Origin of the sequence: Vibrio sp. Isolate32 (assembly GCF_022397955.1) — a bacterium.
Lineage (GTDB): Bacteria > Pseudomonadota > Gammaproteobacteria > Enterobacterales > Vibrionaceae > Vibrio.
The window spans coordinates 1-16,149 of record NZ_JAKEUQ010000014.1 but is presented as its reverse complement, the minus strand read 5'-3'; the positions used below and the strand labels follow the sequence as shown (position 1 = coordinate 16,149).

Below are 16,149 nucleotides of genomic sequence, written 5' to 3'. Positions count from 1 at the left end.
CCAAGTAAATAAAAAGGGTCAGTAACCAAGTTACTGACCCTTTTTTGAATCTAGCAATCGCTCAATTAAGCGTTAGCTTCACGCTCTGCGATGAACTCAAGAGCCATCTTGATACGAGCGATTACGCGCTCTTTACCAACCAGCTCCATCACTGCATCAACAGAAGGAGACTGACCACCGCCTGTTACTGCTACGCGAAGTGGCATACCGATTTTACCCATGCCGATCTCTAGCTCTTCACATACTGCTGCAATCACACCGTCTTTGATGTTTGCCGTTGTGAACTCTTCAAGTGCTTCAACCTTAGCAAGAGCAAGCTCTAGTGGGCCTTTAGCAACACCACGTAGGTGCTTCTTAGCCGCGCCAGCTTCAAACTCAGAGAAATCTTCGTAGAAGTAACGAGATTGCTCAGCAAGTTCGATAAGCGTGTTACAACGCTCGCCAACTAGCTTGATCACTTCAGTGATAGCTGGGCCGTTTGTTGTATCGATCTTCTGCGTATCTAGGTGCCATTGCAGGTATTTTGCAACGTACTCAGGCTCAGAAGTTTTGATGTAATGGTTGTTCAACCAAAGTAGCTTTTCAGTGTTGAATGCAGACGCAGACTTGCTGATTGCGTTCAGGCTGAAGAACTCAATCATCTCTTCTTGAGAGAAGATCTCTTGGTCACCGTGAGACCAACCTAAACGTACTAGGTAGTTGTTTAGTGCGTTAGGTAGGTAACCTTCGTCGCGGTATTGCATTACTGATACAGCGCCGTGACGCTTAGACAGTTTCGCACCGTCATCACCTAGGATCATTGCACAGTGAGCGAAAGTTGGAACTGGCGCGCCTAGTGCTTCGTAGATGTTGATTTGACGAGGTGTGTTGTTGATGTGGTCTTCACCGCGAACAACGTGTGTGATGCCCATGTCCCAGTCATCCACTACTACTACGAAGTTGTAGGTAGGAGCACCGTCTGTACGACGAATGATCAGGTCATCAAGTTGGCTGTTAGAAATTTCAATACGACCACGAATTTGATCATCAAATACTACACTGCCTTCTTTAGGGTTGCGGAAACGGATAACGCACGCATCGCCTTCTTGTGCTGCTTCGTTAGCGGCAATAATTTTAGGGTGGTTCGCATCGTAACGAGCCATCTCTTTGTTTGCTTCTTGCTCTGCACGAATTTCATCAAGCAGCTCTTTAGACGCGTAGCATTTGTATGCTTTGTCTTCAGCTAGAAGCTTATCAACCATTTCGTTGTAACGGTCAAAACGCTTAGATTGGTAGTAAGGACCTTCGTCCCATTCCATACCCATCCATTGCATGCCTTCTAGAATTGCATCAACCGCTTCTTGAGAGTTACGCTCAAGGTCTGTGTCTTCGATACGTAGAACGAATTCACCGCCTTGGTTTTTAGCGAATAGCCAAGAGTAAAGTGCAGTACGTGCACCACCAACGTGAAGATAGCCAGTAGGGCTAGGAGCAAAACGAGTTTTAACCGTCATTTAAATACCTTGATTATGTAGGTGATTCTTTTAGTGGAGCCTATTACAAGGCCTGCAATAGTCAACCATCACTAAATTTTGGGCGCTATTTTATCACCACCGCTTAAATCTACAATCAGTAGTGAATGATTAATGTGCTGTTGTTGTACGAAAGCCGTTATTGAAAGGCCAATTAAGTCCTTAAAGTCGTAAATAGATAGTCTTAGCCAGTAGATTATAGCCGCACATTCTTAAGTTCCCTCTTCCATTCCAGACTGAAACCACCAGCTAGCACACCACCAAGATCAAATTCTTGAATTTATGTTTGACCTTACCCTTACGGGAAGGTTTATGTTAGGCGTAGATGAGAATTGGAGTATCGATATGAACCACTATACAACCGCGCTCAACGGCCTAAATTGCATGGGTTGTGCGAAGAAAGTCCGCACACTGTTTGGCGATATCGACAACACGACCATCAATGACATATCGCCGACCTACATCGATATTTCGACTCCTTCTAGTTACATTGAGCTCAACGAACAGTTAGCAACGCTTGGTTATTCTATGGGTAATCAGCTGCACCTTTCGCTATCCGGCCTTAGTTGCGGTAAGTGCGTGAACAAACTGGCTCAAGCGCTTGAACAAACTGAGCAAGTATCAAACCTAGAGGTCAGCAAACAGGAGTTATCACTGGTTACTCTACTCCCAGAATCCGAGGTTATCGAGCTAGTCGAAAGTGTCGGTTATCACGCAGCCCCTTACTCTGAAGCTAATGACCAATCATCAAGTTCAAATTTAAAAGAAGATAAAAAACCAGCCTCCACAGTTGCAACGCCAACTGAACCCGTTGCAAGTCAATATACTTACCACCTTGTGCTTGAGGGGATGACGTGCGCGAGTTGCGTTTCTTCAGTCGAAAAAGCACTGAAAAAGAACGAGTTCGTCGTTCAAGCTCAGATCAACCTTGCCGAGCAAACAGCCTTAGTTTTCGCCTCTCAAACACGTGATCTTATTGAAAACAAGCTTATCCAATCGGTGAAAGCCGCAGGTTATGGCGCTGAGTTTGTTGATGATGCGGCAACACAACAACAAAAACAGCAAGAGCAACAACTTCGCACTCAACAGGCCTTCCTGAAAAATTCAGTGAGTGCGCTACTACTTGGCGGACCATTAATGGCATGGGGCGTCTTCGGTGGCAGTATGACCATTGCGACAGTTAACGACCAACTAGCATGGGGGTTAATCGGTGTGGTTTGCTTGGTGTTGTTAGCCACTTCTGGACGCAGCTTCTTCACTAACGCATGGCAATCCTTAATGCACAAACGCGCGACCATGGACACGCTAGTAGCTTTGGGTACAGGCGCAGCATGGTTCTACTCAATGTTGGTTGTGCTCATTCCATCATGGTTCCCTGAAGCCTCTCGCCATGTCTACTTTGAGGCGAGCGCGATGATCATTGGCCTTATTTCTTTGGGTCACTATATCGAAGCCAAAGCCAAAGCTCGCACTACAAAATCGCTACAGGCACTGATTAATTTACAGCCTCAAAAAGCGATGGTTATCGTCGATGGCAAAGAGCAGATCATTGCTGTAGAGGCTATCCAAATGGGTATGCAGATACGCGTCAAACCGGGTGAGAAAGTGCCGGTTGATGGTGTTGTGGTATCAGGTGAGTCTTACATCGATGAATCTATGCTGACTGGTGAGCCGCTTCCCAACGTAAAATCGGTTAATGATAGTGTTTCAGCAGGTACCATTAATGGTGATGGCAGCTTAATTATTGAAGCAACAGGAATTGGCTCAAGCACTATGTTGGCTCGCATCATCCAGATGGTTCGCCAAGCACAAAGTAGTAAACCTGCAATTGCCAAGCTTGCCGACTCGATCTCTGCTGTTTTCGTTCCTGTTGTCGTCGCGATCGCAGCCGTTGCTGCCTTAGTGTGGTTTTTTATTGGCCCACAGCCAAGTGCAAGCTACATGCTTGTTGTATCGACGACTGTGCTGATCATCGCTTGTCCGTGTGCTCTAGGCCTTGCGACTCCACTTTCTATTACTGTCGGTGTCGGCAAAGCTGCTGAGTTTGGCGTTCTGATCAAAGATGCGGATGTGTTGCAGTCAGCGAGCAAAATCGATGCTGTGGTATTTGATAAGACGGGTACCCTAACCCAAGGTAAACCAAGCGTGCAGCAAGCGTTTTACCACAACCTATCAGAACAAGAACTGCTGGCTTACGCCTATTCGGTTGAAGTTGGTTCAGAACACCCGCTTGCCAAAGCCGTTTGCCAGTATTCAGAGAACTTAGGAATTTCAGCACTCCCACACAGCGACTTTGAAAACCGCCGAGGCCTTGGCGTGCAAGCCAACATTAACGGAAAAGACGTTCAAGTCGGCTCTCTGAAATACCTCACCCAACTCGGTATTGATACTCAAATAGGTAGTGACTTTATTGAACTTTGCCGTAAACAAGCATGGACGCCAATCTTCGTCGTCATCGACCAAAAAATGGAAGGCATCTTTGGTATTTTAGACGCGTTAAAAATAGATAGTAAACAAGCTATTGCTCAACTAAAATCCGCCGGAATTCACACTGTGCTACTCACTGGTGACAACGACCCGGTTGCTCAAGCGATTGGCAAAAGCGTCGATATCGATGAGGTTATCTCTGAAGTACTTCCTGAGCAGAAGGCACAACATATTGTTCAGCTTCAACAACAATATAAGAGTGTAGCCATGGTTGGAGACGGTATAAACGACGCACCTGCACTGGCTCAGGCCGATATAGGTATCGCCATGGGCAGTGGCAGTGATGTGGCGATCGAGAGTGCACAAATGACACTTCTCAACTCGTCACCTCTCTCTGTTAGTAATGCGATAGAACTGTCCCAAGCAACGGTGAGAAACATGAAGCAAAACCTCTTTGGTGCCTTCATCTACAACTCACTGGGCATTCCTATCGCGGCTGGTGTGCTCTACCCGTTTTTCGGATTTTTACTCAGTCCAGTAGTGGCAGGCGCAGCCATGGCGATGTCATCCATTACTGTGGTAAGTAATGCCAATAGACTAAGACTATTCAAACCGACCCATTCTAATATCAACAATAACCATATTCATGAGGTTAGCCATGATTCGTAAAATTATGACTCTTACTGCACTCGCTGCAATTTCAGGACAAGCTCTCGCAACTGATGTTCTAAACCATAAATCACCATACTGCGGCTGTTGTACAGAATGGACCGAGCACATGCGTGATGCTGGTTTCGATGTAACAGAGACGCTCCACGATGATATGAACCCAATCAAGCAAAAGTTAGGGGTTACACCCGAGCTGGCATCTTGTCACACGGCAGAGATTGACGGGTACGTATTTGAAGGGCACATCCCAGCAGAAGACGTGAAAGCCTTTTTAGAAAACCCACCACGCAATGCGATTGGTTTAGCGGTTCCGGGGATGCCAATGGGCTCTCCAGGCATGGAGTATGGCGATAAGAAAGACGAGTATTCTGTGTATGCATTTAACGACAAAGGTCAGGTGTTTGAATACCGTCACTACAACGGGAAATAGAACTTAAACAGACCAACACGCAGCAATAAAAAGAAGTCATAAAATAGAGCCTAGGATTGAGTAAACCCAAGAATGTGGTTTACTTGCTAGGCTCTTTGCTTTTGGACAGTAAAGCAAATCTTGTCGCGGCACCAACTGGGCTGTTAGTACCGCTATGTTCCCCTCGCTAATTAGCTAAGAAGCTATTTGACAAAAAAGTTATTTAACGAAGAAACTCACTCGGCTAATAATCTAACTCAACTAGACAGCCAAATGAATCGGCTTAGAAGCCGTAAGAAGCACCAAAGACAAATGCATGGTTGTCGATGTTCGAACCTGTTGAGTCTTTCACGCCGTTTGCTTGGCTACGGTACTCAAAATAAGGTTGAACTCCGTTGCGAGTCCATGTAGCACGAAGCTCGTGGTCCATAGAATCTTGCTTCTTCATTACACCGTTGCCTTTATCTGACTCGTTACCAGCAAAAACATACACGTTATTGTAACTCAGTGTTAGTTCGTTATTTACTGTGTAAGCAATACGGTTATCCATACGAACATCTGTGCTCAAATCGCTATTTTCGTTGATGTGAGCACGAGTACGGTTGCTGATTGCAATGCCGTTATCAAAATTGTAGCCAATTTTAACAAGTGGACGGTATTGAACCGTGTCACCTTCAACCACTAAATGTTGGTAACCAGCCGCCACCCAAAGGTTATCGTTGATGTTAAACGCTTGTTCACCACCGATTGTCCAAGCTGGGTTTGCCGAAGAACCATTAGTATTAATTTGACCAATTTCTTGACGTTCTGTTGTCAATTCACCTAGTTGAATACCATCAATCTCAGTATAAACCGTGAAACCACCAAAATCGAAATCAAAGGTATGACCAGCCTCTAAAGTAGACGTCATTTTCGAACCGTGAAGATCGTCAGTATGCGCTTGAAGGTTACCAGTAACGTAAGAAGAGTCCGCTAGAACGTTTGAAGAAAATGCTACTGCTAGAGCGCTTAATGCAAATACTTTTTTCATAATTAACTGCCTTAGTTTGATTTTAAGCGACATATCTTCGGTATATCATTCACCTTCGTCGCTGAGTAATTAGTCGCCTCCCTGGCATGAAATCTATGTTGCTCGAATTAATTTTCGTTTCAAAATAAAAGAACCAACAGAGTGATCCTTCTCACTATCAAAAAAAGATAAGATATTTAACACAATAAAATCAACAAGTTAAAAATATAAAAATTGGTAAAAAACTAAAGAACAGAAAATGCACAGATCGGGATCACTTTATTTCACGAAGAAAAATTAGATTTGGATAGTTGAGTCACATCTGATTTAGAGTTTTTTATCGGGGACTTATTTTTCGAAGAGAATAATGAGAAGTGCGTCACTTTTGGGATAAAAATCACTTTATGTGTATTGTTTACGATATAAACAAAGTCGATTTCTATATGCTTCAGTTTTGGATATGCACCTAATTCGCAGCAAACAAAAAGAGCTCCCATTTTTAACCTTAAGTAAGGTGATAGCTAGGGAGCTCTTCTATTAATGTTGCTTATCGATTATTTAACTGACGTTACTCGACTTACTTTCTCACCACTTTCTGAAATAGAGCGGATGTAAGTTTCACCAGAAACCGATGGACGTTGCTGCTCATCATACGTTAGCCAGTTTTCACCATCCGCTGAGTATTGAAGCTCTACACCTGGGAATTGAACGTTCATCGCTAACTTACCGTCAACAACCTTCGCACCCGGTACTGGTAGTCGGTAGTCAATGCCCGCTTTTTCTAGCTTAGCCAGCTCACGTTGTCCCACGATATTCGCGAAGCGATTGAAGTCGCTGTTTAGCGCTTGCTTATTCACTAAGTTAGTTTCTTGAGAGTATTCAACGCCAACCTTGTAGTCGTTTTCCCAATCTGCTCTGTGCCATGCGCGCTCTGCAGCTGCTAGTACGCGAGGGAACACCATGTATTCATATTGCTCGTCAGTACGTACAGTTTCAGACCAAAGTTGAGCTGACAGACCATAGAAAGGTTTCGCTTCAACCTCACCTTTGCCTGTAAAACCATTGCCATCACGATCTAGTGACGTTTCTGCGTTTTGTGGCATGTTTTCTGGTGCGAAGCCAAACATCTTACGGGTATCGGTTGCACGAGTTGCCCAGTAGTAACCGCGCTCTGCTGCGTCAACTTCGTATGGCATATCCATATATACGTAGTCTGGGTTCGAAACAACTACGTCATAACCTTTTGCTGACCAGTCGTATACAGATGAAGTACCGCCCCAGTAAAGAACGTCCCAGAAGTTCACGCGAGTCGTTTCAGTCGCGAAACCAGCTTCACCTTCTTCAACGTACTTCAGACCATCTTGCCACGCTTGGAAGTGTGGAATGCCTTTATCTGCAACAATCTTTGATACCTCTTTAGCGAAGTAACCTGGTAGGTGGCCAAAATCACTCACGGTACCATTAGCAATCAACGACTGACACTGTGGAGACTGTTGGAATGGTTTATCTTGCTTAGACAAATCGATGTTGCCCTTCCAAGCCACTTTATCTTCCGCATTGATGTCTTGTAAGCCGGCACCTAACTTGATGTTTTTCGCTTCATCGCCGCCGAAGTGCCAAGTCGTTAGCGGAACGCCTGCTTCTTGGTGCATTGCCGCCACTTCAGAGATGACTTTATCGACGAAGTGTGTTGATGACTCCATACATGGGTTAATGAAGCTTTGCTTATCGTAGAACTGAACCGTGGTTACGTTCGATGTATCTTGTGGATCCATCAAGCGGTATTCGTTCGCTTCTGCTTCTTTACCTTCCGCCATTAGACGAGTGTAACGCGCTTCCATTGATACCACAGCTGAACGAGCGTGTGCTGGCATATCAATTTCAGGGATAACTTCGATGCTGCGCGCTTTAGCGTAGCTTAAGATTTCGACGTAATCCGCTTTACTAAAGAAACCAGAGCCAAAGTTGTCTGTTGTTGGACCAGAACCTAGCTGAGGCAGTAAGCAGCTTTGTTCATCCAAATCAAAGCAACGATTAGACCCTACATCCGTTAGCTCTGGTAAACCTGGGATTTCTAAACGCCAGCCTTCATCATCCGTTAAGTGAAGGTGCAGTTTATTCATCTTGTATGCAGCCATTTGATCTAGCGTTGCTAGGATGGCATCTTTTGAGTGGAAGTTTCGAGCAACGTCCACCATCACACCACGGTAATCAAAGCGCGGAGCATCTTTAATTGACAGTTGTGGTAATGATTCAGCGTTCTGACTGTCTATTAGGCCAAAAATAGACTGAACTGCGTAGAAAGCACCCGTTTTATCAAACGCTTTAATCGCAATCCCCTCTTCCGAGATGCTTAGTTCATAAGCGCCAGATTTTGCTAAATCACCCGTAAACTGAGTAGGAACAACGGCAACACTTACAGGAAGGTCACCACTCACATCTACGTTTACCACATCTGCACGTTCTTCAATTGCTGCGAACTGTTCAGCGTCGAATACGTCTCTTGGTAAAGCAATACCACCAGCAATGCTCACAGAACCTTCACCCGCTTCTACCGACATTGGCGTTGGCAATAGCGTTGTTGATACATCTTGAGTTGCTAGATCAGCATTCTTTTCAAAACGCGTCACCGCTGTTGCCATTACGTTATTATCATCAGGCGTACGCTTAAGGTTGTTACCCTCTAGACCGGTTACGAACGATGCAACATCTTCTGTATTCAATGATGCAATCATCTTAGGTTCTGCGTTTGGCGCCGTCACGAATGCACCTGGCATAAAGTCAGTTTCAAACAGTTGCCAGTATTCACTCGTTAACGGAAGAACCACTTCTTCGCCAGCCGCAAAGCCGTCAAATTTTTCAGTAGGTTCTAGCTTGTGAAGGTCACCAGTGACGTGAGTGATCTTAAATTGCTCATTATCAACATCTAGAATAAGACGAATACTGTGGAAGTAGATGCTCCAATCTTTCGAATCAATCGCTTCGCCTTCATTAGTTAGCGTCATGTTTACTTTGTTACATGACGCCCATTCAGCACCTAGGTCCTGACAAGCTAAGCCTTCATTCGCACCGTGGTTAGTTAGAATTTCGTACTGAACATCAAGATTGTCAGCCAGTGCATTCAATACTTTTTGTTCTGGTGCTTGTGTTACTGCACAACCCGTTAGGCCAGCCAATACCGCTACAGATAGTAAGTTTCTCTTCAACATCGTATTCACCCATAAATTAAAAATTGAATAAGAAGCAAAATGGAGCGCTTCGAAAGTTAGACAAACTATATGGGCTTATTTTTTACCGTGAATTAAATCGAGTTAATAAAGTGATCGGCTTCAAATCTCAAAAATCTTGAAAATATTATTCATATTAAAATCATTAAGTTAGAACCAACGGCACTTCCGTCATTTTTATTTTGACGTAAAATTTGAGAAATGAATCACAATCTTTTTTAGCGATTTCATAAAATCGTGTCATTGATAGCCAGAAAGGATTTAGAGTTTCAGCGTATTGTTATACTTTCCGTACAAACAACGTGACATTGTTCTCAAAAAAAACCGTTAAAAAACTCCGTCAAAATCATTTTTAACGAGTTACGTCTTCCTCTAGGAGCTCTCTTTGCGCACATTCTTATACTTAACGTTACTCGCTCTTACCTTTACTACTAAGCACGCTTTAGCAGAACCTCTGTATTGGCAAGCCAAAAAAGATGATCTGACCTTAACGATTTTAGGTTCTATACACGTTGGGGATGAGAGCATGTATCCACTTCCCACGCAGATTACCGACAAATTAAAAGAGAGTGATGGCCTAATCATCGAAACGGATATCAGGAAATCCGAAGGTGTTGTATACCCAACTACGACAGTCACCACGGCTGATACGCTCAACGCAGAACAAAAGCAGTTACTGACAAGCATTTCAAAATCTTTGGGAATGCCGACTCAGCAACTATTGAGCTCACCACCTTGGGCGACATCTCTGTCGATACAAATGCAACAGTTAAAAGACCTTGGTTACGGTTCGGCCAGCGGTGTAGACGTAACTCTCGCCAATCAAGCGACCATGGCAGATGTTCCAGTTATCAGCTTAGAGCCGCTACAATTTCAAATTGACCTAATCGCCGGACAAAAAGATTCGGGTAAAGAATGGTTGTTGACTAGCCTTGAAGAGTTTGACCAAACGGACCGTGTTGTACATTGCCTTATTGAAAGCTGGAAAGCGGGTGATGAGTCCAAACTTGAGGGTTTTGCGGAGTTGTCTGAAATGCCAACCGAGCTTGAGAAAGCATTCCTAACAAATCGCAACGTAGACTGGGCAAACAAACTATCAGCCAATGACTGGAAACTCGACGCGAAAGGAGACTACTTATTAGTCGTCGGAACTTTACACCTGATAGGAGAAGGTAACCTTTTACAGTTATTAGAAGAGAAAGGTTTCAACGTGATACGACAATCAAAAAGTGAGCTAGTAAAGTATAGGGACGACTAAAAAATAGAGGCTGTTTATCTTTTGATCTGATTTTTGCAGCACGTTGCTAGGTATTTATACAAAACAGAGGTATTAATGTATAGCTAGCCAAAATGAGAACGCTGTCGTAATGGCCAACTCTCCCTGAAATATTCGTCTAAAAAGTTAAACTCTTTGTTGAGAGAAATTTGAGTCTCCCCCGTAACCGAAAGAAACAGGGGCGACTCTATTTCGTTATTTCATTTTAAAGCTGTCACAACAATGGCTAGCTTCAGCATAATTTAATCATTAACGAACATATTTCGATTAAACAACTCTGTGATAATGGCATCACTATCAGCGCCACTTAACCCTAAATCAGCTTGTGAATATCCTTGAAGAACCACAGTCTGAGTGTTTCCATCATGGGTATATGTGAGCTCCATATTTCCTCCACTTTCCGTAACAGTCAGCAACCCAAGTAAATCATCGACCGTTAATGGGTCAGGGTCATTGAGCACATCAGTAAAGTCTAATTTATCTATATCGGTTTCAAAGTCCGTAATCGTATCTGACTGACCGTCTATGAAGTTAGTATCAAAGACGAATATATCGTCGTCTGAACCACCGGTTAAGATATCGGAACCAAAAGACCCCACCAAAGTATCACTGCCAGCAGACCCAGAAAGGGTATCAGCTCCTCGACCACCATAGACAGTATCATTTCCTGCTAATGCATCAATAGTATCTGCTGCTGAAGTACCTGACAATACGTCGTCACCAGCGGTTGGCGAAATAGCTGCATCGGCACCATCGGATACGGTAATCGTAATCACCTCATCGTAGGTCAAACCAGTACTATCGGTAAGTCGAACAGTCATGTTTAACGTTTCCGCGACTTCGTAATCAATTTGGCTAGCGTCATTAACCGTCACCAAACCTGTCGCACCATCAATGGCAAATGCCCCATTGGCGTCATCAGCTAACGAGTAGGTCACGGTATCGCCGACGTCTGGATCCACAAAAGACAAAGAACCCAGTACAATATCGCCAGTTACCGCCGTTTCATTGATCTGACCGAAACCAATTTGTCTTTTTACAACACCAGTGCCATTACCGTCACCAATCACAGCATCATTAGTTTGCCAAGACACAATCACCTCACCGGTCGTCAACTCTGCGATAGAAGGAGATGAGTTCAAGCCACCTGATGTTCCGATGACTACTGCTGGTGTAATCGCAGTACCATCCGCTTCAAGATACTGTCCCATCACTGAGGGGTAATCATTCCATACAAGATAATAACGTCCCGAAGCCAACGCGATGATCTCTGGCTGGGAAGTGGTACCAGATGTCGTCACTTGAACAGCGGCCAACGTCACTGCACCACTGCTGTCCCATGTTTGCAGGTAAATGTCACCTGCATTTTCATAAATGGCCGCAACCCCCCCATCCACCGTGGTTGTCAACTGAACATTATCGCCTGAATTCCCCCCGCTACCAAACGTAGAAGAACTGATAAGTACACCTGCAGAATTATAAATAGCTAAAGTGTGTGGATTAGTGTTGCCGTCACGGTAAGCCACAACTAGGTTACCATTATCGAGCACTGTCAACCCAGTTCTAGAACCAGCGAAGCTAGCATCAACCGTAATAGGGCCTAGCACTTGCGCTCCTGTGGTTGTATGAACCTCTAACATAAGCTTATCCGGAGACCCACCGCGATCTTCATACACTATCGCAATGTTACCCGTCGGCGTTTCCGCTATGTTGTAGTTATACGCTAACCCTTGTGCATAATAGCTCGACACTGGGTTGCCTAAAGAATCGAATACGGAAATACCGGCATAGTAAGTTCCAAGGTGTGCCATCATCGTCGAGATCACAAACCCACCATTGGAGAGAGTGAGAATATCAATCGGATTCCCTAAGTTATTCCCGGCCACATAAAACAGTGTCTCACCACCAGATTTGGTGCCATCAGCGTTGTACATTTGTAAGCGGGATGACCACCCACCCACTGCGTTGTTCCACGCCACCACGTAACGCCCATCGGCGAGTGAAGTGGTCACCGAGGCAGATTGGTTCCCTGCGATTGTGGTATTGACCACAACCGAATCTTCACCAGCGGTGCCCCACACCAGATCGGTAGGCGCTTCAGGCAAGTCAACCGAAGCAGTTTCGGAATTGGATGCCAAATTGCCTGCTAAATCGGTCACCGATGCGACAACGGTCATTGTTCCCTGAGTTAACCCTTTACCAGTGAGATCCGTTGTCACACTCCATGCATTACTTGTCACCGTCGCACTAAAGGTAGTTGAGGCGCCCACACTGTCCGTTACAGTGAGAGTGACCACTTGTCCATCTTCGACATCCGTAGTAGTACCAGACATCACAACGTTGTTCGCTTCTGTCCACGTAACGTCGAAGTCATCAATAGCGACAATATCAATTGTCGGGTCTGTTTTATCAAGTACCGCAACGGTCACCGTTTCATCGTAAGTGTTACCATATGAATCTGTAACACGGACCGTGATATTAAGGGATGTAGATGTTTCATAATCAATTTGGCTCGGATCGTTAACAGTCACCACACCGGTTGCACTGTCTATAACAAAAGCACCAGAGGCATCATCCGTTAATGTATAGGTAAACGTATCCCCCGTGTCTACATCGACAACATTATTAAATATACCAAGAAGGTCACCCGCGACTGCCAGCTCGGATATTTGAGTTCCCGCACCAATAATACGTTGTTCAATATCCCAACTCGTGCCGCTGGTTGAGTTAGCAGCCCAAACTAACGCCAATTCACCACTCTCAAGTTCTGTCAGGTGAGGGGCAGTATTGGAGCTAAAGCCGGTTAAGGAACTCATCTGCTGAGCCGTACCAATTGCTGTACCGTCCCCAGCTAAAAGCTGAACAAAAACATGAGGCGTTTGGCCATACGCAACAGCATAGCCACCACCAGTTAGTGAAATGATATCGGGTTGTGTTACCCCGGTTGTAACCAACGTGGGTGCAACTTCTTCAACTCCGGCTTCATTCCATGAAATAAAGTAAAGATTACCTCCATCTTCATATACTGCAGAGACACCGCCGTCAAGATCAGGGCTCAAAGTGATATTCGTTTGGCCATTCGCGGTGCCCGAAAGTGTAACAGTATTAAGTAGGGTGCCCGCTGAATCATAGAACTTATAGTAAAAGTCCGACCCGCCACTAAATTGGTAACCGACAACGATATTACCACCAGAAAGCTGCTCAACCTGTGGGCGAGTCACGTTGCTGCCGCTCGTGATACTATGGACCACAATGGCAGAGCCTGATGGGCTACCTGCCGCATCGTAAAGCTGTAGTTCGAGTTGATCGGTCGCAGGAGCTAAATTGGTGGATAATAACGCAACCCCACCTCCAGATAGCTCAGTCAGAGAACTTCGTATTGTACTCGATGGCTGTGCTATCTCATACAGTTTCGTACCCAAAGCATCATAAACTGCCACCCCGATAGTGCTGGTCCCACTGCCAACTACACCAGATGCCGCAAAACCACCATTAGGCATCGACGTAATATCCTCGATCATAGTGCTAGTACCGAAACTAGTCACTTCAATAACAAATTCAGCGCCCAGTTTCGTGCCATCTTGCTGGTATAACTGACCTAATGTCTGGGTCGGAGAAGCATTAGCGTCTCTGTAAGCAATCACATAATTACCGTCAGCTAGGGTTGTTATGTGAGGAGTGTTCTGAATATTATTTGTGGTGGTATTTACCGCGATGCTGCTTCCTCCGCCTAACGTAAAATCGACGTCAGTAGGAGGTTGACTTGCAAAGTATGCGAATGCCAAAGAGTTACTCGTTATCGCATTGCCGGCACCATCAGTTAGAGAACTAACTGCGTCGTAACTCCCTTCAACCGTTAAGCTAGGGACCAAAATAGCAGCACTGCCTCCACTTATGTCGCTACCTGTGAGAGTATGAGTATAGGTGGTGTCATCACCATTTGTATCAGTAAGTGTTAACGTAAGTATGTCTCCAACACTTGCTCCAACGGTGAAAGATATTACCACTTCAACGCCATCAACGTTTTCAGCATTATTTATGTGTCCGTCTGCTGCGTCTGCAATGCTTAATGTTAGTGTCGACGGTATAGTTGTATCAAAGGTCACGTCTTGGCTGTCACTGAGCTCGGTGTCGTTGCCGACGTAATCGAGCACGCGCACTTGGTACGTCTGCACTTCCCCGTCGCTGCGGGTGGTGGCGTCGACGTAACTCCAGCTGCTGCCACTGACCGTGGCGTCGTTCCACGTCGCGCCGCCGTCAAGGCTCACTTGGACGATGTCGTTGTTGACTGTTCCGGTCAGGCTACCGCTGACGGTGATGCCATCCAAATCGTTAGTAACAAAGTCTGCCGCACCTGAGTCATCAGTAATAGTATCGATAGAGACTGCTGTCACGCCCGAGTTGGTGCCGCCGGTACCCGTACCGGTGCCGCCGCCACTGCCGTCAATGTCAAAGGTCACATCTTGGCTGTCACTGAGCTCAGTGTCGTTGCCGACGTAATCGAGCACGCGCACTTGGTAAGTCTGCACTTCCCCGTCGGTGCGGGTGGTGGCGTCCACGTAACTCCAAGATAGACCACTGACCGTGGCGTCGTTCCACGTCGCGCCGCCGTCAAGGCTCACTTGGACGATGTCGTTGTTGACCGTGCCGGTCAGGCTACCGCTGACGGTGATGCCGTCCACATCGTTGGTGATGAAGTCTGTCGCCAGACCTGAGTCGTCGGTGATGCTGTCGATAGAGACCGCGGTCACGCCTGAGTTGGTGCCGCCGGTACCCGTACCGGTGCCGCCGCCACTGCCGTCAATGTCAAAGGTCACGTCTTGGCTGTCACTGAGCTCGGTGTCGTTGCCGACGTAATCGAGCACGCGCACTTGGTAAGTCTGCACTTCCCCGTCGGTGCGGGTGGTGGCGTCCACGTAACTCCAAGATAGACCACTGACCGTGGCGTCGTTCCACGTCGCGCCGCCATCAAGGCTCACTTGGACGATGTCGTTGTTGACCGTGCCGGTCAGGCTACCGCTGACGGTGATGCCATCGACATCATTGGTGATGAAGTCCGTCGCTAGACCTGAATCGTCGGTGATGCTGTCTATCGCAACACCAGTGATACCSGAGCTGGTGCCACCGGTACCCGTACCGGTGCCGCCACCACTGCCATCAGTGTCAAAGAGCACAACTTGACTGTCACTGAGCTCGGTGTCGTTGCCAACGTAATCGAGCACGCGCACTTGGTACGTTACGTTATCGCCATCCGCTCGAACATTCGCATCCACGTAACTCCAGCTGCTGCCGCTGACCGTGGCGTCGTTCCACGTCGCGCCGCCGTCAAGGCTCACTTGGACAATRTCGTTGTTGAMCGTSCCGSYCAGGCTACCGCTGACGGTGATGCCATCCACATCGTTGGTAATGAAGTCTGTCGCCAGACCCGAGTCGTCGGTGATGCTGTCGATAGAGACCGCGGTCACGCCTGAGCTGGTGCCGCCGGTACCCGTACCGGTGCCGCCGCCACTGCCGTCAATGTCAAAGGTCACRTCTTGGCTGTCACTGAGCTCGGTGTCGTTGCCGACGTAATCGAGCACSCGCACTTGGTACGTCTGCACTTCCCCGTCGGTGCGGGTGGT

The 16,149-nt window shown here is 46.3% G+C and carries 6 protein-coding genes and 1 pseudogene; 3 read left to right on the top strand and 4 right to left on the bottom strand.

Annotated elements, in window-relative coordinates; all coding sequences use genetic code 11:
* Positions 1–65 precede the first annotated feature (65 nt).
* Positions 66–1,493 (bottom strand): glutamate--tRNA ligase, encoded by a 1,428-nt coding sequence (gene gltX, locus L1D11_RS12075; protein WP_239832325.1) that lies wholly within the window; start codon positions 1,491–1,493, stop codon positions 66–68.
* 300 nt (positions 1,494–1,793) lie between these two features.
* Between gltX and L1D11_RS12070 the strand changes: the two genes are divergently transcribed.
* Together L1D11_RS12070 and L1D11_RS12065 are read left to right on the top strand one after the other, a co-directional pair.
* A complete protein-coding gene (locus L1D11_RS12070) occupies positions 1,794–4,607 on the top strand; it encodes a copper-translocating P-type ATPase (RefSeq protein WP_239832324.1) in 2,814 nt (937 codons plus the stop codon).
* Positions 4,597–5,037, top strand: coding sequence for a DUF411 domain-containing protein (locus tag L1D11_RS12065; protein ID WP_239832323.1), 441 nt, complete (start codon positions 4,597–4,599; stop codon positions 5,035–5,037). The genes L1D11_RS12070 and L1D11_RS12065 overlap by 11 nt, the downstream gene beginning before the upstream one ends.
* Positions 5,038–5,299: 262 nt before the next feature.
* Here L1D11_RS12065 and L1D11_RS12060 read toward each other — a convergent pair whose 3' ends face one another.
* On the bottom strand, positions 5,300–6,046 hold the full coding sequence (locus L1D11_RS12060) for an oligogalacturonate-specific porin KdgM family protein (RefSeq protein WP_239832322.1): 747 nt from the start codon (positions 6,044–6,046) through the stop codon (positions 5,300–5,302).
* A gap of 533 nt (positions 6,047–6,579) precedes the next feature.
* On the bottom strand, positions 6,580–9,234 hold the full coding sequence (locus L1D11_RS12055) for a beta-N-acetylhexosaminidase (RefSeq protein WP_239834789.1): 2,655 nt from the start codon (positions 9,232–9,234) through the stop codon (positions 6,580–6,582).
* A gap of 403 nt (positions 9,235–9,637) precedes the next feature.
* Here L1D11_RS12055 and L1D11_RS12050 point away from each other — a divergent pair, with 403 nt between their 5' ends.
* Positions 9,638–10,510 (top strand): TraB/GumN family protein, encoded by an 873-nt coding sequence (locus L1D11_RS12050; RefSeq protein WP_239834593.1) that lies wholly within the window; start codon positions 9,638–9,640, stop codon positions 10,508–10,510.
* 260 nt (positions 10,511–10,770) lie between these two features.
* Here L1D11_RS12050 and L1D11_RS12045 read toward each other — a convergent pair.
* A pseudogene (locus L1D11_RS12045) lies at positions 10,771–16,149 on the bottom strand (hypothetical protein); the annotation flags it as partial.

Excerpts from the sequence above, each read along its gene's own strand:
- gltX (WP_239832325.1), bottom strand. The coding sequence starts at position 1,493 with ATGACGGTTAAAACTCGTTTTGCTCCTAGCCCTACTGGCTATCTTCAC.
- L1D11_RS12070 (WP_239832324.1), top strand. The coding sequence starts at position 1,794 with ATGTTTGACCTTACCCTTACGGGAAGGTTTATGTTAGGCGTAGATGAG.
- L1D11_RS12065 (WP_239832323.1), top strand. The coding sequence starts at position 4,597 with ATGATTCGTAAAATTATGACTCTTACTGCACTCGCTGCAATTTCAGGA.
- L1D11_RS12060 (WP_239832322.1), bottom strand. The coding sequence starts at position 6,046 with ATGAAAAAAGTATTTGCATTAAGCGCTCTAGCAGTAGCATTTTCTTCA.
- L1D11_RS12055 (WP_239834789.1), bottom strand. The coding sequence starts at position 9,234 with ATGTTGAAGAGAAACTTACTATCTGTAGCGGTATTGGCTGGCCTAACG.